This is a genomic window from Gammaproteobacteria bacterium (genome assembly GCA_022450155.1).
GTDB lineage: Bacteria > Pseudomonadota > Gammaproteobacteria > Arenicellales > UBA868 > REDSEA-S09-B13.
In genome coordinates this window covers 193,972-218,208 of record JAKUQR010000003.1, presented here as the reverse complement: position 1 = coordinate 218,208, position 24,237 = coordinate 193,972, and the positions used below count along the sequence as shown (strand labels likewise).

Genomic DNA, 24,237 nt, shown 5'->3' with positions numbered 1-24,237 from the left:
GTCGAACATGGCATTAACCGCCGATCAGATTAGTTTTTACCAAGACAACGGTTACCTGCTACTCGAACAGGCCATTCCCAGCAGTGTACTCACGAGTCTGCGTGATACAGTGGATCGTTTCATCGAGGCATCGCGTGCGGTACAAACCAGTAACCGCATTTATGACCTCGATCAGTCGCACTCAGCAGACAATCCTCGTGTCAGACGACTCAAAGATCCCCACATCCGGGATCCGCTATTCAAACAGATCGCAGAATGCAGCACGATTGTGGATCCCGTATGCGAGCTGCTGGGGGGTACGGTTCGGTTCGATCACTCGAAACTGAACTTCAAGCACCCCGGGACGAATGCTGAGATCAACTGGCACCAGGACTGGGCGTTTTATCCCCACACCAACGACGATATCCTCGCCGTGGGTGTTCTGATCGAAGACTGTACACCCGAGTGCGGCCCACTAATGGTGATTCCAGGGAGCCACAAAGGCCCGGTGTTCGATCATCACCACAATGGTATTTTTACCGGTGGTGTCAATACTGATGCCATCGGCGACCTGGCAGACAAGGCTGTACCGCTAATAGCACCGGCCGGCTCACTGACGATTCATCATGTCCGCACCCTACACGCCTCGGGCAACAGCAGCACAAACACCCTCCGACCACTGCTGCTGTTCAGCTATACAGCAGTCGACGCCTTCCCCATTTTTTCAAGCTATGATCTGCAGGAATACGATTCGCGAATACTGCGTGGTGCGCCGGTGCGTGAAGGCCGCATGGCGGCGTTACCGTTCCGGATCCATTTACCACAGGAACCCGGCACCGACTCGATCTACGACAATCAGGAATCCATGCAACGCTAGAGCTTGCAATCGCTTTGCTTAAGCATAGTGTTTTCTGCTCATTCAAGGCCAGATGCTTCAATCTGAATCGCATCAGCGGTAGCGCCCAAACCACTCGGATTAGCAATAAACCGCTTCCAGTTCTTGATGCCTTGGGTATCGAAATCCTTCTCCGGCGAAGGTTCGAGTTCGAGTTTGCTGTGCGCCGTGTTGCCCCGAACCGCAGATGCTGAATCGACGCCACCGTTATTGCGCTGTACCACATTGGCACTGATGTACTGTATTGATAAACCCATACGCGGCCGGTCTGAAGTATTGGGATTTGAACCATGGAGGGCTTTTGAGTGATGAATCGAAGCCTCTCCGGGGTCAAGTTCGACGTGCACGAGTTGACCTTTTTCATGTGGTTTGATAATTACTTCCTGGCCTGAAAAGAGGATATTTTCAGTGCCTGGAACAATCTCATGGTCACGATTGCCTTGCAAGTGACTCCCTCTAAGCACACTCATACAGCCGTTGTCATAGTGCGCGTCGGTCAGCGCCAGCCAGGCAGTGACAACCTGTTCTTCAGGCGAAAGACCCCAGTAAGTCCTGTCTTGGTGCCAGCCGACGTAGCCACCGGAATTAGGGGGTTTTGCAAACAACGTTGCTGCCCAGCAGAGGATATCAGGCCCGATAATTGACTCCACTGCATCGAGGAGTGTCTCATTTCGAATGACATCCGCCATCGCGCAACTGACCAGATTGGATTTAGATATCTGTGGACTAGCCACCCAATGACCCATTCGAGATTGCAACACGTCACAGTGGCCTGCCAGTATTCCAGCTTTCTCTGCGTCCAAGACCCTAAGGGGAAAGACCACACCTTCACGCTGATATTGCGCATACTGCGTGGGAGAGAGCATCGTCATATTTGCACCTTGTTTAAATCACCCGATAAGGTCATCCAAACTGTTCTCGACTATTTTGGGTTTACGGTGAATTCAAAACCCAAGCTGAGTGAATTAAATATAATGTGATGAGATCTTTACAGATTCATAGAACCGAGGAGGCCTTCTATTCTCGTCTTGCAAGCGTTTTTGTGTAACAACCATCAACATTCACCACCCGTAGATTAATCGGCCAAAATTATCCATGAAACTCCAACAGATTGAAACGTGGGCCACGGTACCACCGACCGGCATCGGCGGCACATTCTGGGTCATCGTCAGACTCACCACCGATAACGGCATCCAGGGCATCGGTGAATGTTACGGCATACCGGTATCCGGAGATATTGCCTGTCAGATGGTGGAAGATACGTTCGAGCGCTATATCGCCGGGGAAAGCCCGTTTAACGTGGAAATGCTCTTTCGGCGCGTCTATTCCGCCGGCTTCACACAACGACCGGATGTTTCCATGATGGGGGTTTTCAGCGGCATGGAAATCGCTGTGTGGGATATTCTGGGTAAGGCGCTGAATCAACCGGTCTACAACCTCATCGGCGGACAGTTTCACGATCGCCTTCGAACCTATACCTACCTGTACCCTAAAGACCCTGGAGACGAGGGCGACTCTAAAAACAACACCGATGATGTTTATCACGACGGCGATGCCGCAGCGGAACGTGCACTCGACTATATCGAGATGGGCTATACCGCAATCAAACAAGACCCCGCCGGGCCATACAGCTTTCAAGGCGGCAGAGAACTCTCGCTGCACGAACTTGCCCGGGCGGAATACAGCGTAAAGCGAATTCGAGAAGCCGTTGGTGACCGCGCTGACATCCTGTTCGGCACACACGGACAGATGACCACCTCGTCAGCAATCCGCCTGGCCAAGCGTTTAGAACCTTATGACCCGTTGTGGTTTGAAGAGCCTTGCCCTCCTGACCAAATCCAAGCCATCGGTAAAGTGGCGAGTGCCACCACCATCCCGGTCGCCACCGGCGAGCGGCTAACGACAAAACAGGAGTTTCACGAATGTTTAAAAGCCGGTGTGTCTATCCTGCAGCCGGATATCGGCCGAAGCGGTGGTATCTGGGAGACCAAGAAGATTTTTGTCCTGAGCGAATTATTCAATGCCCAGGTCGCACCACACATTTATTGTGGTCCGATCGCCCATGCCGCCGCTGCGCACGTGGCATTCAGCAGTCCCAGCTTCCTAATTCTTGAAACGATTCAAACTGAATTCCATGAAAAACTGCTGACCCGATCACTAACCTGGGACAAGGGCTATATGCTAGCGCCGACAGAGCCGGGGCTGGGCATAGAGCTCGATGTGGAGACGATCTTAAACCACCCCTATAGCGGTGGCGGTCGGCTGCATCTGGAAATGTGCAATATCCCACTGGACTCAAACAACCAGAAAAAAATCACAGAACTCTAAATACGATTCGCACCGATCAACCCTAAGTGCTGACCAAGGTTGCTAAACCTGACTACACACCATTCACAATTTATTCAGTTTCACCATCAAGAGACAACCCAATCATGGGAGATACGAGCACAGAAAGCCCCACAGGTATTCTTGCACTCTGGAACGACTGTAAGACCGGCGAAGAATTCTTGTATGAAAAGTGGTATCAGGGTGAGCACCTTCATGATCGTGTGAGTATCCCAGGCTTCAAGCTCGGCCGTCGTCATGAATCCGTCGACGGAGCCCCCAAATACTTCACCTACTATGAGACCACATCGGCTGAGGTGTTGTTTTCAGCGGCCTACCTGTACCAGCTGGATAACCCATCCATACTGACCCGCGAAGTGATGCAGGGTGTTTTTATCAACGTATCCCGCACGGTCTGCAGCTGCATACACCGGGTGGGTGAAATGCAAGGCAGTCACGTCATCACAGCCCGTTCAGACACGCCAGCAAATGAAGATAACCTCAAAACTATCGCTGAACATCTGAATGGCACTTCCGGATGTCTGCGCTCCGAAGTGTGGGTTCGCTTGTCACCCGACTCAGACCCTGTAGACGACAACCCCAGGCACGAAGAACAGATACGCGGTCGTGATTCCCGTATCGAATGGTGCGTGGTTGCTCATGCATTGAATGGTTCTACAGCCGAGCACATCAGAGGGCAACTGCAGCAGCCCGCCTTTCCAGATCTAGAGCTTGGTACTTACCGGTTTATGTGTGAACTACGGGACGAGGAGTTGGGGACAAGGGCTGGTTGAATTCAAGAATCCCCCGCCTGAGCCTGCAGGGCAGCCACAGCCCGAAATTGAAACAAGACCAGCATCGGCCAGCCAGCATATTTTTCTGAACGCGGAAAATCCGCTGTTAGTTGCGCATCTGCCGAGTGCTCTGAAAAATGTGCCAGCTCGAGCGATGCCGAACCTGCACCCATCACCAGATCAGAAAGCTGATGGGGCAGACTACCCGGTCGAATTTTTTTGCCTGATTTCGGGTCCGTGAACTGCGCCTGCGAATCCCGAAGAAACATAGCCGGGTGCATCGCGGAAACAACAGCCCGCCCTGGATTGTCCAGCACGCGGGCAATCTCGGAAAAAAAATAGGTAAGATTGGCAATGTGCTCTAGCACCAGTCCGCTGACCACCAGATCAAACTCACCCGCCTGAAACGGCAGGCGCTGGTGAAGATCATGCACGATCAGATCAATCGAATAGCTCGCTGTTTTCTCACGTGCTTTTGCAAGCATAGCCTCCGAAAAATCGATCCCGGTCACGTCGGCACCCGCTTGCGCCAGCCATAGCGCATGGCGCCCTGTGCCACATCCCATATCCAGAACCCGATGTCCTTGGACATTGCCGCAGGCCTGCTGCACCAACGGACCTTCCAGCGCCTGAAGCGGGTTCTGGTCATCATCGTAAACAGTCGCCCAGAGATCATAACCCTCCCTCACTTTAGCGAGTGTTTCCATCTCAAATCTCGAATGAATACAGCACCACTGCCGTGGCGACGACAACCGCGGCCAATGTCATCAGCAAGGCATACATCATGCCCTTCTGACCGGTACTGCGCGTTTTCCGCAACTCGTTGAGTAATATGAGAACAACGGCACCCACCACAACAAAAAGAAACCCCGTCGACCCAAAAAATTCTTTCACGTGACTATTTCCTCATACAGAATTCCATCGAGCGACTGCGGCAATCCATCTTCAACCCGTCTGTACTATGCCCACGCAACACCTATCGAAGGTAGGCATCATATAATAAATGGCCAATGTAGTGCGGCTGACTCCAGGTCTGTAAAACCATTGCCGCTGAACCGGGCCCGTTTGACGACACATGCCATTTAAAGGGAAAAGCGCAATTGTCTGTGGCGCAGGCGGGGGCATCGGCCTGAATATTGCAACCGACCTGCTGGACCGAGAAGTCAATGTCTCCCTGGTGGATCTTAAACCACAGCCGGATTCATTGAGCAAAGGTATCGGTCGAGTACGGTATTTTCAGGGTGATGTTACGGATGAGACATTCGTGGAAGACTTCACCCGCCAAACTGTGTCTGAGTTTGGGCGACTGGACTATCTGGTCAATGCAACCGGTGTTCTGTGGTTCGGACAGGACAAGTCTGTTGTCGATATTGACATCGACACCTGGGATCGGGTGATAGACATCAACCTGAAATCGTTCGCCCTGACCAGCCGTTATGCAGTTCCAGCCATACGTGAATCCGGTGGTGGTGCCCTGGTTCATATCGCATCCATTGACGCACTGCGGGGCGATGCACAACCTCAGGATGCCTATGGGGTCTCGAAGGCAGGGGTGATTCGCCTGTCTAAATCGCTTGCAATCCAGTTCGCTAAAAATGGAATACGGTCAAACACTATTCTGCCTGGCCCGGTACTCTCGCCCATGCAGGCGCGCTGGAAAAAAGACCCGATAGCATTCAACGCGGTCGAGCAACATGTACCTTTGGGGCGTGTCGGTCAGACGCAGGATATCGCTAACGCTTGTCTTTTCCTTTTATCTGACGAGGCTTCTTTTATCACCGGGTCGGAACTCGTTGTTGACGGTGGCTGCCTGGCCAAACCATAGTCCCTACCCGAAATCACCCAGCTCCTGCTCATGACAACGACACACCAACGCATCGACAGAATAGAACAGATCGCACAACACTACACCGACGCGACTGAATTCAGCAGCATCGAATGGCTGATCTATCTACGTGGCGCAATTCTCAGTTCGGGAAAGGTGGGACAAGCCAGCTACGAAGACAAGACACCTTTACCAGATAAGCCCATCTATCGGATTTACTCGATGACGAAACCGATCGTATCGGCCATGGGACTGATACTGATGGAACAAGGCCGACTGCATCTTTTTGATCCCATCGCGAAATTCATACCTGAATTCAAGCAACCGGATATTCTGGGCACAAATGGAAACCGCGCCCCCACTGACGGCCCGATTACTGTGGAACATCTATTCACCCATCGTTCAGGGCTTTCCTATGGGTTTATGCCCGGTTGTCCGGTGGGTGAACTTTACCGGGAACACAATCTGGCGGAGGACGGAAGCCGGTCTCTGGCCGACTATGTCGACATCCTGTCCACACTGCCCATTGCCTTTGAGCCTGGCAGCCGATGGCATTACAGCTGTTCAACTGATGTACTGGCCCGAATAATCGAAATCGTCATGAATGAATCACTCGACCAGGTGCTACAGCGCTATCTGTTTGAGCCCTTGGGCATGCACGAGACTGGTTTTTTTGTTGCAAATGACAACCTGAACCGGCTGATGCCGATGCATGGAAAATCCCTCGATGAGATCCTGGATGATCCTTTTTCGAACCCACCGCTTAAAAGAAGAGACTGTGAAGCGGCTTATCCTTCAAACTCGACTTCCGCAACAGCGCGCGGGGGTCATGGCTTGTTCTCCACCGCCGAGGATTATCTTGAGTTCGCCCTGATGACTCGACACGGTCAGACCCGATCCGGCCACAGGCTGATCTCGCGTAAGATGCTTGAATTTGCCTGGTACAACCGCTTGCCAACAGAATTGATACCCATTGCAGTAGGACCTTTCCCGAGTCCCGGATACGGGTGGAACCTTCTGGGCCGAGTCATGGTCAATCCAGGTGATGCGATCCACCTAACCAGTATGGGTGAGGGCGGTTGGGCCGGTGCTGCAGGCACCTACTACTGGGTCGATCGGACAGAAGATTTTATTGGAGTTGTCATGACCCAAAACCTCGGTGTCAATTCGCCCATGCGTAACGATATGCAGTCGGCCGCCTACCAGGCCATTGAATAAAGTCGACCTTTAAAGAGTCTAGTCGCTGGCCTCGTAGTGGGCCGAATTCTGTGGCTTTAGTATATTCAGCGTGCTGTAAGAGGCTATAGCTAAGAATATGATTGCGCCTCCCAGAAGTGTTGTGGCTGCGGGAACCTCGCCGACACTCAGCCATACCCACAGGGGTGCCAGCACCGGTTCAACTAGAGACAACAGACCGACCTGAGCCGCAGGCACAAATCGTGTCCCTAGGACCATCAGTGTAAAACCGACACCCACCTGGAAGATTCCAAGATAAATTGATATACCGAAGTCTCTGGGTGTCAGTGCGTAATCAGTGATAAATACAGCAGACAAGCCAGCGGCGACAAGGCCCCCAAGACACACAGCACCCAGCATGCTCTCACGTTTGGAACGCCGGACAGCGACGATCATCACAGCATAAGCAATCGGAATATACATGGCGATCAGGTTGCCCAAGATATGGCCGCTGGCCATGCCGCTGCCAACCATGATTACGAGTCCGACAATAGAAGCTGCAATGGCAAACCAGGTCCGTGCTGCCACCCGCTCGCGTAACACGATCCAGCCGAGAATTCCCGCGACAAATGGTGTAGAACTGAGAATAAACAGGGCATTGGCAACCGTGATATACAGCAGTGCAAAAACATAAGCCACCATTCCCGTACCAAAAAATACTACCATCACAACGTCATTCCAACCCAGGTCTCGAAACTCATCCAGAACTGCTCTGCGCTTCTGGTAAGTCAAGAACAGGAAAACGGTGATGCTTAGGGCAATGGATCTGTAAAACAGTATCTGCCACCCGTTGGCTTGCTCAATTGAACGAAGGGCAATCCCCGAGGTGCTCAGGAAAAGTGCTGACCCAACCAGCAGCAGAATACCCTGGCGATAGAGTTTTCGATCTGTAGTCAAAAGGTCAATCCAGGCCGTATTGTCGTTCTCTAGTTCGCAGTCGATTCCACCTTACGACTTGCGCGCTCCTTTGACAGCCATAAGCCTCCGAGAACCAGTAACAAGGCGGCACCATGATAGAGCTGAAATGATTCATTCAGCAACAACACAGCCAGGCATGCCGCGAATACCGGTGTCAGGTTCACGAACATTCCAGTCCTGCCCGGACCCACGAGATCAACACTGCGCAGGTAAAACAGCTGCGCAAGAAATGACGGGAGAAACACTACGTAAGCGATCACATACCACCCCGTCGCGGTCGGCATTAATACCTGTGCCGATAAGATCTCGAATATCGCGAAAGGCAATGAAAAAAGAGCAGCCGGCAGGCACAGAACGGAAAATACCACCAGCCCGGTAACCGCTGGTCGACTCTTAAGACCAACAGTATAACCAGCATACAGTACACACGCTGCGGCCATCATAAGATCCCCTCTATTGAACAGAATATCCTTTACCGTACCGGGTACACCGCCTATAGCCACCATGATCACACCGGCCAGGCCCACCAACACCCCAACGAGTTGCACGATGGTAATACGGCTGTGGTAAATCAAGTATGCAGCCAACAGCACAATCAGTGGGATCGATCCCTGCAGAATGCCAATATTTACGGCCGTCGTGTAATGCGCTGCTTTGTAGAAAACCAGGTTAAAGCCGGCGAGTCCGACCCCGCCCATCAAAGTGAGGTAGAGCCAACGATCTCGCAGCTGCGGCCAGGCTGCCTTTATGTCCTTCCAGTAGAGTGTCCACAAAAAAATCAACAAAATGAACCAGCGCAGGAAACTCAGCAAAAAAGGTGACACATCATCGATTGCAATACGTCCGGCAACCGCATTCCCCGCCCAGAACAAAGCTGTCAGCATTAACAGCACGACATGCCGATCCCAAAATTTTTGCAGCAGATTCATGATCTTGCTCAAGACGCGTTGGACCAGCTGACAACACTGAGAACACGAAATCTCAAGATTGATGTTCCAGGGTGTCCCGCATGTCTTCAAGCTCAGACCATCTCATGATCGCTTCTTCTATCTCGACCTCCAGCGCCTGCAGTGCATCGAGGACGGGTTGTGTCTGCGCATAAGGCTGTAAATAAAAGCCGTTGTCATTCGTTTGGTTCTGAAGTTCCTCTACCTGCTGCTCCAGGTACTCAATCCGTCCGGGCAGTTCATCGAGTTCGAGTTGCAATTTGTAGGTCAACTTGCGCGCCGTGGGCCGCTTTCTGGCAGACTCCGCCGCTGCGAGCCGGGACTCCCCCTTCGGGTCGTCCGTGGAGGCCAGTTCCCGATTCCGGCGGACCCAATCACTGTAACCACCGGCATATTTTCTGATCTGCCCGTCCTTTTCGAACACCAGTACGCTGTCCACCACATTGTCCAAAAAATCGCGGTCATGACTGACGGCGATCAACGTGCCGCTGAATTCAGTCAGCTTCGTTTCAAGCACCTCCAGGGTCTCTACATCGAGGTCGTTTGTGGGTTCATCAAGCACCAGAAGATTAGAGGGTCTGGTAAATAATCGAGCCAGCAGTACACGGTTACGCTCGCCACCTGACAATGCCCGAACCGGTGTAAGCGCTCTTTTCGCGGTAAACAAAAAACCCCGCAGGTACCCGACGACATGGCGGGCTCGACCATTTATCAGTACATAATCCTGCCCATCGCCGACAACCTGTGCCACAGTTTTGTCCAGATCGAGCCCAACCTCCCGCCGGTGCTGACTAAAATATCCAATCTCAAGATTTGCGCCCCACTTGATGGTGCCGCTGTCTGATGACAGTTGGCCCATAAACAGATTCAACAGCGTGCTCTTGCCTACACCGTTGTTGCCGATTAGACCGATCCGATCACCACGCATCAACCTGAATGTAAAATCTTCGATCAGAGGTCGATCGTCGTGGCGGAATGAAATCTTGTATGCCTCCAGGACTTTGCGACCTGAGAGTTCCGCCTCCTCGATATGGATTCGCGGGTCATGCTCACGTCTGACACGCTGCGCATGTTGTTCGCGCATGGCATACAGCGATCTGACACGGCCTTCATTACGAGTCCGCCGGGCCTTGATCCCTTCCCGAATCCAGGCTTCCTCCTGTGCGAGTTTTCGGTCAAATTCGTGGTTCGTACGGTCCTCAGTTGCTATGGCCTGTTGTTTAGCCTGTAGAAACCGCCGGTAGTCACCGGGGTAACTGACCAATTTTCCCCGGTCTATTTCGATAATTCGGCTGGCGACTTTCTGAAGCAACGCTCTGTCGTGTGTAATAAACAGTACCGCCCCGGGAAATGACAACACACGCCGTTCCAACCAGTCTATGGTCGCAAAATCGAGATGGTTTGTTGGTTCATCCAGAAGCAGGAGGTCAGGACTGCTCACCAGTGCACGCGCCAGTTCGACACGTCGGCTCCAGCCACCCGAAAGCTCCCGCATTGGCTTGTCGACCGGCAAATTCATTTCCGAGCACACTGCTGCGACCCGCTGACCCGAGCTCCATCCACCATGTGTTTCTATGTGGTCATGCAGTGCTTCGAGTTGTCTAAGCCCCTGGGTATCCAGCGACATTTGAGATTGTTGGCGGTATTCGCGGCACAGCTGCTCGATCTCTGACAAGCCCTGAGCAACAAACTCAGATACGGTGGCGGTCATGTCGATGGTTAAATCCTGTTCCAGCTGACTGATACACAGTTCACCCTGCCGTATCACTTCACCGCGATCGGGTTCGAGCTCACCCGTCACGAGTTTCAGCATGGATGTTTTACCTGCGCCGTTGCGTCCGACTAGACATACGCGCTCCCCCGCATCAATGGAGAAGTCCGTCTCACGGAACAACTTATGAGCGCCAAAATCAAGACTGACCGCATCCATTCGTACGAGAGACATAACTGGTATCCGACCCGGTGAACCTGCGAAGAACAAACACCCATTTTATGGGCGGCTGTGGATTGGCGATCTTAACCGACCCAGTACCCGTCGGGGAGGGAAATACCACTGCGGATTGTCAGGACACCCCGGACTGATTTTAAGTCTTACTTTCGTCGGCGTGATACAACAAAGGACTCATCATTAAACCAAAGGCCGTTGTGCTCCTGGAGTGCTTTGGCCGTTATCTCCAAATATTTGCCGGTTGAAACCACGGACTCCAGACGCTCATCTTCTATCTGCGCCACATAAATTGCTGCGTTCCAGGCCGCAAACAGGGTCGAAGTGCCAATACTGCTTGATATCTCATCCGGCAGAGTATGCATCCGGTAACTGAATACCGATCGTGCATCGGAACCCGCATTGAAATTGAACAAACGGGCATCCCGCGCCAATTCTTCTTTCAAGGCCGCAATGAGTTCATGTCGATTCTGGCCGGTTATCTGTTCTTCGGGCCAGATCTGGTTAATCAATTCCGAACTCGGATCATGACCATAAGACTGAACCGCCAGCAGACGTCCACCGGGGCCCAGGCTACGGACCAATGGTGCGAGTATTTTGCCGACCTTAAAATCAAGGCTCATTCGGTTTCGCCAGGGCTGTGAGGCCAACAACAGATCGTAATCTCCCCGCACCTGACCCCGCTGCGGAATGACACTGTCTAGTAGAAACCGGTTATCGGCCCGGTAGAGCACGAGAACGGACGGTCGCACGTAAGTCGGGTTTCCCGTTTTTTCACTGGCTTTTGTTTGCCAGCCGTCCACTAGAAGACTGTCGAGCGCTCTCAGTTGCTCGCCATATTCGTAAGACGAACTGCCCTCCAGTTCTATCTCCTGCCAATTCAAAGCCGCGGCCTTAGCCACATCTCTTGGCATCAGCCACGGTGCTTCGGAGTAGTACAGATTAGTCAGAATCACGACGCTGGCAGGATGTTCTACAAATCTGTCAGGAAGTTTTTCAAGGCACAGCCGAACATCCTCCAGGCTGATTTCCTTACCCACCACAAAGAACGGCATGGTCGGGAACCGGCGATGCATTGCACGCATCAAATGACTCATTAGGGTGCCATCACCCGAACCGGCATCAAAAAGTCGAAAAGCAGGTGGTGTGGGTTGAACGTGTGCCAGTTCCGCGGCAGCACGCTCAGCGATTTTCCATTTCTCATTACAGGTATTGATAAAAGCGAGGTATTTCTGTCGGTTATCGTAAAAACGAAAAGGTCGGTGTTTCCTTGACGACACGCGGGACTCTGATTGGACTGTGGGTCGGGTAACAGTAGGTACATCTTGCCGATTGATAGATTTGCCGCGGACAGAAGCCACGTCGTCCGGCATTTTCTGGCTGATGTAGGACTGGATTTTCTGGGCCGTGGCCAGGGTGACATCCTTGCCACCGCGCAAGCGACTGCAGAGCTTACCGTCGTTCACCACCAAAAAGCCGAAGGTCGATTCCGCAATACTAGCGGTCTGGCAATAATGCTCAATCTGCTCAAGTAAAGCACTTTTCTCGGATACCATCGGTTTGTTCAGCTTCCGTTTATTCAGCAGCACCTGTGAGGATAATTGATTTTTGGGCAAATCTGTCACTGATTTTGCCCAGATTGTTTCCATGGCCCTATTTTGGGTAGTTTCCCAATGGAGTGTGCCGTATATAGCAAAATAAATAGAATTTTAATCCTAGAAAGCAACGACTCACACCCTGATTTTCGAGAACCAAGAGATGCAATTGGGTTTTGTCCCAACCGCTGTGGGAGCCTTCAGACCGACTCACCCACCACCTGTTCCGACCCCATAGCCTCGGTTGCCTTGAACCGGCCCGGCAGCCAGGCTCGTCACCGCGGGCGTCCGGTCCTAACACAAAGTGTTTTACTTCCAATCCCCACCCATCTCTTTAACTCCTCGACTGGGTTTCGACCGGTAAGGTACACCTAAGTCTGCCTGCGATTCGTCTGGCTGACCCGCACAGGCACCCGTCCAAACAACACAACCAGGAACCGGCTGTATCGTGACCAGTTCCTAAACTAGCTACAGCAACAAATTTTTCAGTAAAACCACTTCCAGTCCAGATACGTGAAGCGTACACTTCGCGACCTCACCGACCCCTACGGAACGGCACCCGTGCGCTACGCCCTCACTTTATTGCGAAGCCTGTCTTCGCTGATGCTGTCCGTTGCCTTCCTGATGTTCGGTAACAGCATCTTTACGACGCTGCTGGCGTTGCGAGCAAAAATAGAAGGTTACCCAAACGAACTGGTTGGCCTGATGATGTCCGCCTACTTCCTTGGATTTGCAATCGGTACTTTCCGTTCGGGTTCGCTGATCAACCGGGTCGGCCACATCCGGGCCTTTTCCGCCCTGGCTGCTATCGCCTCGATCTGCACACTGCTGGTGTTACTCATTCCAATCCCGTGGGTCTGGGTAGTCTTGCGGGTTGCCATGGGTATAGCCATCGCGGGGCTCTTCGTTGTGGTCGAAAGCTGGCTCAATAACCGCTCAACAAACCAGGGCCGCGGTGCCGTCATGGCGGTCTACATCACGATCGGTTATGCAGCCTCAGCATTGGGGCAACAAACGCTTCAGCTGGGTGATCCCAGCGGGTCGGAACTTTTTCTGCTGGTCGGCATAATGCTGGCCCTAGCACTGGTTCCTGTTGCTCTGACCCGTGCCACGCATCCTGACCCGGTCGAGAAGCCTAATGTCGATCTCCGTAAACTGTTTGACGTGTCTCCAACCGCTGTCATTGGCTGCCTTGTCGCGGGGATGATCGGCAGTTCCTGGTGGGGACTAGGCCCGGTCTATGCCCACGAAATCGGATTGAGCGTCAACCATATCGCCAGCGTGATGACTGCGGCACTGGTGGGTGGATTACTGCTGCAGCTACCCGTGGGTCGACTGTCAGACCGGTTCGACCGACGTACGGTTCTTTTCTGCATTACGCTGTTACTTCTCATTCCAGCGACGGTGCTGCTGCTGGGTCCAGTTTTGAATTTCTGGCTGATTATGATTGCTGTTAGCATCTTCTTTGGCCTGTCGTCAACCATGTATCCACTCTGCGTGGCTTATGCAAACGACTATCTTGACTCCACCGATGTTGTTTCAGCAAGCGGGGGGTTTGTACTTTTCTATGCCATCGGCGCGGTCAGCGGACCACTGATCAGTTCATTAGCCATGAGAGTCACTGGTGCTCGAGGTTTGTTTGTATTCATTATTACAGCGGGCCTCGCATTCGGACTGTTCATCATCTGGCGTATTCGCATCCGTCCGTGGGTACCCATAGCCGGGAAAGAACCCTACGTTCCACAGCCAGAGGGGCAGGCCCCAGGTGTTGTTAGCGAACTCGACCCACGGGCAGAGGTGGGCGACTACTATGATGAAGGGCCGGACACAGTCCCTTTTTCGGATTCCGCTGAAGCCACCAAACCAACCGATCACGCGGAGGACGGGCAACAGGAGATCACCATTAAGACACCTGGTCTGCTGTCACAGACTGATCAGACAGTGATATCCGGAGATGATGCGCGTGAGAAACCTCAAGACAGTTGAGCACTTTTTGATCGACAGAATTTAGTGATCTGAGCCGCCTGCGTCAGCCGGTGTGGTACGAACGGCAAGAATCTCGTACCGGCGGGCACCACCAGGTGCCGTGAATTCGATTTCATCGCCGGCAGATTTACCGATGATGGCCTTTGCAATGGGCGAATTGTGAGAAATCAGTCCCTGATCAATATCAGCCTCCAACTCACCCACAATTTGGTAGGTTACCTCCCGGTCCCCGGCTTCTTCCCACAAATCCACCAATGTCCCGAACACAACCTTTCCCTGAAAATTCAGTTTGGTGGGATCAACCACCTCAGCACTGGCAAGTTTAGACTCGAGTTCTGTAATCCTGCCTTCGATAAACCCTTGTTGCTCCTTCGCCGCATGGTACTCGGCATTCTCCGATAAATCACCATGGGCGCGGGCCTCGGCAATGGCCGAGATAATATTGGGACGATCTACGCGCTTGAGCTGCTGCAATTCCTTCTGCAGTCGTATCTCGCCGTCAGTCGTTAAAAGTACCCGTGTCATATACACATGCCTCGTGAAGAGACTGTAGCCTGTTTACCAACATTTGACTACTGCTCCTGTGGGCTTCGCATGCCGCGCGAGCCGAGGCCAACGTCGTGTAATAGGGGACCTTGTATATCAGCGCAAGCCGGCGAATAGTCTGGGAATCCCGGCGACTGTGTCGACTGGCTGTGGTGTTGATGATTAAATCAAATTCATCGTCTCGAATACTGTCTGCAACATTGGGGTGGGCTTCGCTCACCTTCCTGATCATGCTGGACGGTATACCTGCAGCCTCCAAGGTTTCCGCCGTCCCTTCTGTCGCCATCAGTCTGAACCCGTTGATAGACAGATACCGGGCAACATCCACCACAGCCGGCTGATCAGTAGTTTTTACACTGATTAACACAGTGCCCGTTGCCGGAATAAACATACCAGCTGCCCGTTGCGCTTTATCAAAAGCTTCGCCCAAGGTTGCGCCGACACCCATCACCTCCCCAGTGCTTTTCATTTCCGGACCCAGCAGAGGATCTACCCCCGGAAACTTGACGAATGGAAACACCGCTTCCTTGAGTGAAAAGTACGGTGGCGTGACTGTAGACACTACGCCCTGCTGGGCAAGCGACTCGCCGACCATGCACCGAGCCGCTATCTTGGCCAATGGTCTGGATGTCGCCTTGGACACAAAAGGTACCGTACGTGACGCTCGAGGATTAACCTCCAGAACATAAATATCACCATTTTTCACTGCAAACTGGACATTCATCAAGCCCACAACCCCCAGTGCCAGTGCCAATTCGCGGGATTGCCTGCGAAGCTCGGTCTGAGTGTCACTGGAAAGACTGAATGGCGGCAGTGCACACGCAGAGTCTCCTGAATGGACACCGGCCTCCTCTATATGCTCCATCACACCGCCAATCATGACTTCTCTCCCATCGCAGACAACGTCGATATCCACCTCGATAGCATCACTGAGGAATCGATCTAACAGAACAGGAGACTCATTCGATACCCTGATCGCATGACTGAAGTAGCGTTGAAGCTCATTGCGGCTATAGACAATTTCCATCGCCCGCCCACCCAAAACATACGAGGGTCGCACAATAATCGGATAACCGAGGTCTTCTGCTTTCGCCAGCGCTGTTTTTTCATCCGAAGCTGTGCGATTGGGGGGCTGGGCAAGATCAAGATCGTTTAACAATGCCTGAAAGTACGCACGGTCTTCAGCCTGGTGGATCGATTCAGGTGAAGTGCCGATGATAGGCACACCCGCAGCCTCCAGATCCTTCGCCAGATTGAGAGGTGTCTGGCCACCATACTGCACGATCACACCGGTCGGTTTTTCGACGCGTACAATCTCCAGTACGTCTTCCAGGGCAAGCGGCTCAAAATAAAGCCGATCCGATGTGTCGTAGTCAGTAGATACCGTCTCCGGGTTACAGTTGACCATGATCGTCTGGTAACCCCGCTCTCTAAGCGCCATTGCCGCATGGACGCAGCAGTAATCAAACTCAATACCCTGACCGATTCGATTGGGTCCTCCGCCCAGGATAATGATCTTGTCGGTATCCATGGGTTCGGCCTCACATTCAACCTCATAAGTGGAGTACATGTAAGCCGTCGGTGTAGCGAACTCACCGCCACACGAATCCACCCGCTTGTAGACCGGATGCACATTCAGATCATGACGCATCTGCCTTATCCCGGTTTCTGTCATACCCAGTAATGCAGCCAAGCGAATATCGGAAAATCCTTTGGACTTCCACAACCGCAACTGTTTCGAATTAATATCCCCGACAGGTGTGAACTGGATAAGTTTTTCCGTTTCAATCAGGTCCTTAATTTCGGCTAGAAACCAGCGGTCAATCCGAGTGAGGTCGTAAACCTGGTCAATGGTCATGCCTGACCGGAACGCATCACCTATGCTCCAGATCCGATCGGAATTCGGCACAGAGAGCGCCTGTTCAAAGCGTGCCGTGTCGGCACTGTTACCCGACTCGGGCGGCGCCACGGGATCGAGCCCGGCTCGACCGATTTCAAGGCTGCGTAGTGCTTTCTGAAAAGATTCCTGAAACGTCCGACCGATGGCCATCACCTCACCGACGGATTTCATCTGTGTAGTGAGAGAAGTATCAGCCTGGGGAAACTTCTCAAAATCAAATCGTGGAATCTTGGTGACGACATAGTCGATGGTGGGTTCAAAAGATGCCGGTGTCGCACCACCGGTAATGTCATTGGCCAATTCGTCCAGGGTGTAGCCAACTGCGAGTTTTGCCGCGATCTTAGCGATCGGAAATCCCGTGGCCTTTGAAGCCAGAGCTGATGACCTGGAAACCCTGGGATTCATTTCCACAACCACCATGCGCCCATCCTCAGGATTTACTGCGAACTGGACGTTCGAACCCCCAGTATCGACACCAATTTCGCGTAACACCGAGATACTGGCATTCCTCATCAGTTGATATTCTTTATCAGTCAGCGTCTGCGCCGGGACAACAGTGATCGAGTCGCCGGTATGTACACCCATTGCATCAATATTTTCAATCGAACAAACTACGATACAGTTGTCGCGACAATCACGAACGACTTCCATCTCGTATTCCTTCCATCCAACGATCGACTTTTCGACCAAAAGCTCATTCGTGGGTGAAGCATCCAGGCCTCTCTCACAAATAGCTTGGAATTCGGCCTCATCGTGCGCAATACCGCCCCCGCTACCACCGAGGGTAAAGCTAGGTCTGATAATTGCCGGGAAGCCAGTCTGCTCTAGAGCCGATAACGCCTCAGCCATCGAGTGCGCAAGCTGTCCGGGAACAGTTTCGAGGCCAATGGCTGCCATCGCATCCCGGAAAGCCTGCCGGTCTTCCGCCTTGTCGATTGCCTTACGGTTGGCCCCGATCATCTCGACACCGTACCGGTCCAAGACACCTTCTCGAGCGAGGTCAAGCGAACAATTCAGCCCGGTCTGCCCACCCATTGTCGGCAACAGGGCATCGGGACGCTCCTTCTCAATTACCGCCGCGATCGACTGCCAATGAACCGGCTCGATATAGGTCGCGTCGGCAAACTCGGGATCTGTCATGATCGTGGCTGGATTTGAATTGACCAGTACAATGCGGTACCCCTCTTCCCGCAATGCCTTGCAAGCTTGGACGCCTGAGTAGTCGAACTCACAGCCCTGGCCTATCACAATCGGACCCGCTCCTATAATCAGGATCGAGTCCAGATCGTTCCTTCTAGGCACAGGCCAGTTCCGGCTGGGAAGCCATCATGTCGACAAATCGATCAAACAGGGCACAGATATCCTGTGGTCCTGGACTCGCTTCAGGATGCCCCTGAAACGAGAAGGCCCTGTGGTCGATCAGCTCGATCCCCTGAATTGACTGATCAAACAGTGACCGATGAGTTACCCGGACTGTTTGAGGCAGGGTGTCCGGATCCACCGCAAAACCGTGATTCTGGCTGGTAATGAAGACCCGCTGGCTGTCCAGGTCGATCACTGGGTGGTTGGCACCATGATGGCCAAACTTCATCTTCAACGTGCGGGCACCGGCCGCCAAGGCCAATAACTGGTGGCCCAGACAGATGCCAAACACGGGTGTACCCGAGCGCAGTATCTCCCGTATAGCGTCGATAGCATAGACACAGGGTTCCGGATCCCCCGGGCCATTGGACAGGAACACACCCTCCGGCCCTGAGCGGAGTACATCTTCTGCCGAGGTATCAGCCGGGACCACACTCACTTCACAACCGCGTTCGACTAAAAGCCGCAGAATATTGCGCTTAATCCCGAAATCATAAGCTGTCACACGATAGCGCTTATTTGGCTGTTTCCGATAGTCGTTAACCGGCCGCCAGACACTCTGATACCAATGATAAGCTGAAGACGTGCTGACCTCGCGGGCAAGGTCCATCCCCTTAAGGCCCGGAAATTTCCTCGCCCGGGCAAGGGCTTGCGCCTGATCGACCTCACCGGCCTGCAAGCAGGCATTCTGACTGCCTTTCATGCGCAACAAACGTGTCAGTTTCCGGGTATCGATGCCACAAATACCGATCACGCCGTGCTTTATAAGCAATTCAGAGAGCGAACTTTCCGATCTATAGTTGCTAATTACCTGAGGCAATGACCGGATGACCAGCCCGGACAGCCATGGGTGGTCGGATTCATAATCCTCCTGATTTACGCCGGTGTTACCGACTTGGGGATAAGTCAGCGTGACGATCTGCCGGGCATACGAGGGGTCGGAGACAATTTCCTGATAACCGGTCATGGAGGTATTGAAAACAACCTCTCCTGATCTCTCACCCACAGCCCCAATCGAAACACCCTCGAAGACCGTTCCGTCCTCGAGAGCCAGTAACGCTGGATCAGTCAGCATGACCTCCTGATTGAAGGCACAAAAAAAAGAGGAAGCGCCTGCTTCCTCTTTTTCTCAACTTAAAGCGATACCTCATATTGGGATCGACATTATAGTGAAAGCGCTCACGCGGTACAACTCGTCTTCTATCCAAGGCCCAGCACGTTTTCCATGCTGTAAAGACCGGGCTCCTGCTGTGACAGCCAGACTGCAGCCCGCAACGCCCCATGAGCAAACACCATACGACTGGTTGCTTTATGCGAAATTTCGATTCGTTCCCCGCTGCTGGCAAACATCACATTGTGCTCCCCGACGATGTCTCCGGCACGGATCGTTGCAAAACCGATGTCCTTGTCGCCCCGCACACCGGTCCGTCCATGACGCGAAAATACCCCGTTGTCCGCCAATGTCCGATCGAGCGCTGCAGCGATTACTTCTCCCATCCGCAAGGCCGTACCTGACGGGGCATCGACTTTGGTACGGTGATGCGCCTCAATGATTTCTATATCCACCGAATCACCGAGCACTTCAGCCGCAACTTCCAACAGTTTTAGACACAGGTTAACGCCAACACTCATGTTCGGTGCCAGAACTATCGCGATATCCTGCGCTGCCTGTTCGATCTTTTCTTGATCCTGCTCACTGAAACCGGTAGTTCCTATCACAATCTGTCGGCGATTCGCTCGGCAATATTCGATGTGTTCAACCGTGGCAGCTGGCGATGTGAATTCCACCAGGGTATCGAAGTCTATACTGCCGATATGGTCTGTTATGCTGACACCATTAGTGCCAATCCCGGTCAGTTCCCCGGCATCACGACCGATATGGCTGCTGCCGGGCTGTTCAAACCCATGTACAACCTGCGTCTGTGGGTTTTCGTGCGCTGCTTCGATCAGGGTTCGCCCCATTCTTCCGGCAGCACCTGCTATAGCCAACTGGATCATGTCGTTGCGCCTCGTACTGAACCTGGGAGACTGGCCGATGACAGCCCCATTAAAGAAGATCACTCACGCCATCGCGCTCTTCAAGCAGTTCCTGTTCAGTCTCCGACATTCTCGCCTGGCTGAACTCATCGACCTCCAATGCCTGGACAATTTCGTAGTGCCCGCCTGAACATATTACCGGGTAAGAGTAAATCAGCCCGTCACTGATACCATAGCTTCCGTCAGATGGTATGGCCATACTGACCCAGTCATTCTCCGGTGTACCCTGAACCCAGGTCCGCACATGATCAACAGCGGCAGACGCAGCTGATGCTGCACTGGATGCACCCCTTGCCTTGATGATGGCAGCACCACGCTGTTGAACTGTCGGAATAAAGTCATCCACTACCCAGGCCTGGTCAACCAACTCAATCGCGGGTGATCCTGAGATCAAAGCATGACTAATATCAGGGTATTGGGTTGCAGAGTGATTACCCCAGATTGACATTCGGGTAATGGTGGTTGACGGCTTGCCGGTCTGCGCGGCGAGCTGACTGATGGCTCGGTTGTGATCCAACCGTGTCATCGCGGTAAACTGACGCCGGTCGAGGCCGGGTGCATTGGATGCAGCTATGAGTGCATTCGTATTGGCGGGGTTACCGACAACCAGCACGCGAATATCCCGGCTTGCAACGGCATTGATTGCAGCACCCTGAACAGAAAAAATACGCGCATTTTCTGTCAGCAGATCCTTCCTTTCCATACCCGGACCGCGCGGCCTGGCGCCGACGAGCATTGCAAAATCGGCATCGCCGAAGGCGACCTCCGGTTCGTCACTGGCAACAATGCCCTGCACCAACGGAAAGGCAGCGTCTTCTATTTCCATGACCGTTCCCTGCAAAGCCTCCATGGCTGGCGGTATTTCCAGCAGTTGCAATATGACCGGCTGATCGTGCCCGAGCATGTCACCCGACGCGATCCTGAACAAAAGGGCATAACTGATCTGGCCGGCTGCACCGGTTACTGCGACTCGAACGGGTGGTTTCATACAGGGACTCCGAGAACGTGGTGGCAAACCAAAAGACGAATTCCGGCTGGAATTGGCCGGTTGTGGGTACGGCCCAGATTCTAACGCCTACTTCCTGAGTCCCCAACCCGACAAGTGGACACCCACGTAGGACCCGGATACTAAATCACTTAGGCCCGGAACCGATATCAACATCCATGACAGTCAGTGAGACAGCAGAATGGGCACGGTAGAGCCCTTGATCAGCTCACTTGTTGCCCCACCGAATATCAGTTGTCTCAGGCGCGAATGTGTAAATGCACCCTTAATAATTAAGTTGGCTGCAAACTGATCTGCCGCCTCCAGAAATGCCTGGCCAATGCCGCCTGTACCACGGTCAATTGTCCGAGCCGTGGACGAGATTCCGCTGGCTTTTAGGTGCCGACAAATGTCTTCACCGGCAGGGCCCGAGACCACGGCGCCCTCGACTGTAACCACGAGCACCTCATCGATGTCTGTCAGAATAGACATGGCACCAGTCAGTGTCCTGGCAGTTTCGGTACTGCCGTTCCAGGCCAGCAGTATCTTTCGGCCAATAGTTGCAGGAATCTCGTCGCCTACAATCAAAAGTGGCCGGCCGCTGTCAAACATCACAGCTTCGGCGGTCGTCTTCCAATCGACAGCTGAGTCTTCTACCGACCGACCCAGGATCACCAGGTCAAACAGTCTGCCGTATTCTCCGATTCCCTCGGGACCAGACCCAACCATCTCAGTCCAGCCCGCGCGTAAACCCGAAGCATTCAGGTCTCCAAGTGGAATGTCGTTCGCATCCAGTAGCTCAAGAAACTTCAGCCGCGCGGCTTCAGCCTGCTGACGACCTTCTTCCTCAAATTCGGCCAGATAGTCCCCCGGCAGGGTGATACCTTCCCCAGCGATGATAGGCAACACTTGGCGGCAAAACGCACCTTCAATGTAGCCTTGGGATCCAGCCATCTGTCGGGCAGCATCCACGACTGTTGCTGTTGGTTGAGTGTTGTTGAACGGTAAAAGAATCGTATAGTGGCGTATCATTTGCAGCCTCCTCGGATAACCCATCCTCGGTACTTGTCGAGATTATTGTACCCAAGGGTATGGCACGTGTAGACCCTTAGTTGATATATCTGTTGACGCAACGCAAATTTAATTGATAAATCTATTGATACAGCGCAATAAAGCTTTACCGGCAATCTCGACGCGCCACCCTCTTAACAGCAGAAGATCCCTTTTGCCAGCAGCCAGCGCCCGAATATCATCCCGTCTGGCAATAACTGACGGCGACAGACTGGCGGCCTCGCTGATCTTTTGCAATTCTTTCCACAGCAACTTATCCAGCGCTTTCTGTCTGGGTGGCAACTTCCGCGCACGCCCGCGAACCGGATATTGAGCAGCCTGGACACGACCACATTTAACAACAGCGATGACGGCTTCACCCCAGCGTTTGCAGAATTCTGACGCCACACCGTCAACCTGCATAAGCTCGCTAACAGAAAGCGGGGCCGCTGCTGCAATGCTCAGTAACTGATCATTCGATAGCAACCACTGCCTGGGTTGGTTGCACTGCCTTGCAGCCTGTTCACGCCACTTCGCCAATGCATTGGCGATACTCTGGCCTACCTGGGTCAGACCCCGTGCTGCGTTGGAGATTTTCTCGATTGCTGCTGATTCAGATGCACCCAGCATATCTGTGCTTGCCAGGGTGTTGAATTCTTCTTGCGCCCAGGACAGGCGTTGAGAACTCTGCAGATCTCGATCCAGATATTCATACAATCTGCCAAGGTACCTGGCATCGTCCAGTGCATATGCGATCTGGTTTGTACTGAGCGGGCGTTTGCACCAGGTTGTCCGCGTATAGCCCTTGGCCAATTTAATGTCGCAGATTGCTTCTACAAGTGTTCCATAACCCACCTGTTCACCGAATCCACAAAACGCAGCTGCAATCTGCGTATCAAACAAGGGCGATGGAACCACATCGATTTCATGGTTGATCACTTCGAGGTCTTGCCGCGCCGAATGAATAATTTTCAACGGCCCATCACGGCCCAGCAGACGGGCTACTGGCGTGAAATCAAGGCCTGCGAGCGGATCGATACAGACGGTCTGATGCGGCGTCGAAAGCTGAATCAGGCAAAGCCTGGGATGGTACGTTCGAATTCGCTCGAACTCGGTATCAACGCCAACCCAGGGCGAACGAGACATGCCCTCACAGACCTGGTCCAATGCGTCAGGTGTCTGAATCAGTTCTGTCATGTGTTAAATACTTCAGGCTCAAAAAAGGTCTTTGCATGCTGATCTAGTGAATGAATTTAGGGACCGTGATTGAGACAGCGTCGCATCAGAGATGCGTAGAGAAACTGATCTGCCATGAAGAAATGATATCATTAGCGTTACTGTGGTCGGTATGAGACATACACCTCCGTGTTTTCTATCCAGATATGATTAATTACCTACGTCTGTTCATCGAACTTTGTCTTTTCAGACAGCAGACGGAAAACATTCCGAGATCTGAATCGCTGCTCCTTTTCACCGGCCTGGCGGCTGTTCTCAGTGCAGCTGCCAACGCAGCACCAGAAGAAGGTTTTATAAGAGGGCTTCTGCTGTCAGGCTGTCAGATCATTCTTTTCAGCGGCATAATTTGGCTGGCGCTCAAAATCAAAGGGCGACCCGAACGTTGGGTACAGACTCTCACTGGAATTTTCGGTGCAACCACTGTACTGCAACTGCTCACATTACCGCTTTTTGGCTGGCAAGAATCCCTGGTGTCCCCGGATACGGGACTACTGGTGGTGACCCTACCACTGGTCATTGTCGCTGCTATAGCAATCTGGTCACTAACCGTCATGGCATCGATTTTACGCCAGGCAATGGAAATCGGAATCGGAGGTTCAATCCTGCTGGTGATCGCCTGTCAGGCGACGGTGCTTTTTATCATATCCATGCTGATAGGCTCTCCTTCACCTTAAAC

At 52.9% G+C, this 24,237-nt stretch carries 21 protein-coding genes; 7 read left to right on the top strand and 14 right to left on the bottom strand.

What is annotated here, in order from left to right; translation table 11 throughout:
• Positions 1–7 precede the first annotated feature (7 nt).
• Positions 8–856: a phytanoyl-CoA dioxygenase family protein gene (locus MK323_02620; protein ID MCH2481053.1), complete on the top strand. Its 849-nt coding sequence runs from the start codon at positions 8–10 to the stop codon at positions 854–856.
• Positions 857–894: 38 nt separating this feature from the next.
• Here the strand turns inward: MK323_02620 and MK323_02615 are convergent, their stop codons facing one another.
• Entirely contained in the window at positions 895–1,746 is an 852-nt protein-coding gene (locus MK323_02615; protein MCH2481052.1) for a phytanoyl-CoA dioxygenase family protein, read from the bottom strand.
• 223 nt (positions 1,747–1,969) lie between these two features.
• On the opposite strand from MK323_02615, the gene MK323_02610 reads away from it, so the two are divergent.
• Both MK323_02610 and MK323_02605 read left to right on the top strand, forming a co-directional pair.
• Positions 1,970–3,202 carry a mandelate racemase/muconate lactonizing enzyme family protein gene (locus MK323_02610; GenBank protein ID MCH2481051.1) on the top strand — a complete coding sequence of 411 codons (1,233 nt, stop codon included), beginning with the start codon at positions 1,970–1,972 and terminating at the stop codon, positions 3,200–3,202.
• Positions 3,203–3,306: 104 nt separating this feature from the next.
• Entirely contained in the window at positions 3,307–3,993 is a 687-nt protein-coding gene (locus MK323_02605) for a hypothetical protein (GenBank protein ID MCH2481050.1), read from the top strand.
• Positions 3,994–3,995: 2 nt separating this feature from the next.
• Here the strand turns inward: MK323_02605 and MK323_02600 are convergent, their stop codons facing one another.
• The gene (locus tag MK323_02600) at positions 3,996–4,700 is read right to left on the bottom strand and encodes a class I SAM-dependent methyltransferase (protein ID MCH2481049.1); all 705 of its coding nucleotides are present in this window, start codon (positions 4,698–4,700) and stop codon (positions 3,996–3,998) included.
• A gap of 1 nt (position 4,701) precedes the next feature.
• Entirely contained in the window at positions 4,702–4,887 is a 186-nt protein-coding gene (locus MK323_02595; GenBank protein ID MCH2481048.1) for a hypothetical protein, read from the bottom strand.
• 181 nt (positions 4,888–5,068) lie between these two features.
• Between MK323_02595 and MK323_02590 the strand changes: the two genes are divergently transcribed.
• The gene (locus MK323_02590; GenBank protein ID MCH2481047.1) at positions 5,069–5,818 is read left to right on the top strand and encodes an SDR family oxidoreductase; all 750 of its coding nucleotides are present in this window, start codon (positions 5,069–5,071) and stop codon (positions 5,816–5,818) included.
• A 30-nt stretch (positions 5,819–5,848) separates the two neighbouring features.
• Positions 5,849–7,036, top strand: a complete 1,188-nt coding sequence (locus MK323_02585) for a beta-lactamase family protein (GenBank protein ID MCH2481046.1) — start codon at positions 5,849–5,851, stop codon at positions 7,034–7,036.
• An 18-nt stretch (positions 7,037–7,054) separates the two neighbouring features.
• On the opposite strand, the gene MK323_02580 is transcribed toward MK323_02585, so the two are convergent.
• The 4 genes from MK323_02580 to MK323_02565 all read right to left on the bottom strand — a co-directional run bounded on the left by MK323_02580 (position 7,055) and on the right by MK323_02565 (position 12,420).
• Positions 7,055–7,951, bottom strand: coding sequence for an EamA family transporter (locus tag MK323_02580; protein MCH2481045.1), 897 nt, complete (start codon positions 7,949–7,951; stop codon positions 7,055–7,057).
• A gap of 29 nt (positions 7,952–7,980) precedes the next feature.
• On the bottom strand, positions 7,981–8,901 hold the full coding sequence (locus MK323_02575; GenBank protein ID MCH2481044.1) for a DMT family transporter: 921 nt from the start codon (positions 8,899–8,901) through the stop codon (positions 7,981–7,983).
• Between the two features lie 52 nt (positions 8,902–8,953).
• Positions 8,954–10,864 (bottom strand): ATP-binding cassette domain-containing protein, encoded by a 1,911-nt coding sequence (locus tag MK323_02570; protein MCH2481043.1) that lies wholly within the window; start codon positions 10,862–10,864, stop codon positions 8,954–8,956.
• Between the two features lie 146 nt (positions 10,865–11,010).
• Positions 11,011–12,420, bottom strand: a complete 1,410-nt coding sequence (locus tag MK323_02565; GenBank protein MCH2481042.1) for a hypothetical protein — start codon at positions 12,418–12,420, stop codon at positions 11,011–11,013.
• A gap of 552 nt (positions 12,421–12,972) precedes the next feature.
• Between MK323_02565 and MK323_02560 the strand changes: the two genes are divergently transcribed.
• The gene (locus tag MK323_02560) at positions 12,973–14,445 is read left to right on the top strand and encodes an MFS transporter (GenBank protein MCH2481041.1); all 1,473 of its coding nucleotides are present in this window, start codon (positions 12,973–12,975) and stop codon (positions 14,443–14,445) included.
• 21 nt (positions 14,446–14,466) lie between these two features.
• Here the strand turns inward: MK323_02560 and greA are convergent, their stop codons facing one another.
• The 7 genes from greA to rnd all read right to left on the bottom strand — a co-directional run bounded on the left by greA (position 14,467) and on the right by rnd (position 23,522).
• The gene (gene greA, locus MK323_02555) at positions 14,467–14,970 is read right to left on the bottom strand and encodes a transcription elongation factor GreA (protein MCH2481040.1); all 504 of its coding nucleotides are present in this window, start codon (positions 14,968–14,970) and stop codon (positions 14,467–14,469) included.
• Positions 14,945–18,193, bottom strand: coding sequence for a carbamoyl-phosphate synthase large subunit (carB, locus tag MK323_02550; GenBank protein ID MCH2481039.1), 3,249 nt, complete (start codon positions 18,191–18,193; stop codon positions 14,945–14,947). Before carB ends, greA begins: the two co-directional genes overlap by 26 nt.
• Positions 18,186–19,328: a glutamine-hydrolyzing carbamoyl-phosphate synthase small subunit gene (gene carA, locus MK323_02545; protein MCH2481038.1), complete on the bottom strand. Its 1,143-nt coding sequence runs from the start codon at positions 19,326–19,328 to the stop codon at positions 18,186–18,188. The genes carB and carA overlap by 8 nt, the downstream gene beginning before the upstream one ends.
• Before the next feature lie 125 nt (positions 19,329–19,453).
• A complete protein-coding gene (gene dapB, locus MK323_02540; GenBank protein ID MCH2481037.1) occupies positions 19,454–20,251 on the bottom strand; it encodes a 4-hydroxy-tetrahydrodipicolinate reductase in 798 nt (265 codons plus the stop codon).
• A gap of 49 nt (positions 20,252–20,300) precedes the next feature.
• Positions 20,301–21,278 carry a malate dehydrogenase gene (locus MK323_02535; protein MCH2481036.1) on the bottom strand — a complete coding sequence of 326 codons (978 nt, stop codon included), beginning with the start codon at positions 21,276–21,278 and terminating at the stop codon, positions 20,301–20,303.
• Positions 21,279–21,461: 183 nt separating this feature from the next.
• A complete protein-coding gene (locus tag MK323_02530; protein ID MCH2481035.1) occupies positions 21,462–22,307 on the bottom strand; it encodes a universal stress protein in 846 nt (281 codons plus the stop codon).
• Positions 22,308–22,415: 108 nt separating this feature from the next.
• Positions 22,416–23,522: a ribonuclease D gene (rnd, locus tag MK323_02525; protein MCH2481034.1), complete on the bottom strand. Its 1,107-nt coding sequence runs from the start codon at positions 23,520–23,522 to the stop codon at positions 22,416–22,418.
• A gap of 185 nt (positions 23,523–23,707) precedes the next feature.
• On the opposite strand from rnd, the gene MK323_02520 reads away from it, so the two are divergent.
• A complete protein-coding gene (locus tag MK323_02520; protein MCH2481033.1) occupies positions 23,708–24,235 on the top strand; it encodes a hypothetical protein in 528 nt (175 codons plus the stop codon).
• Positions 24,236–24,237 lie beyond the last annotated feature (2 nt).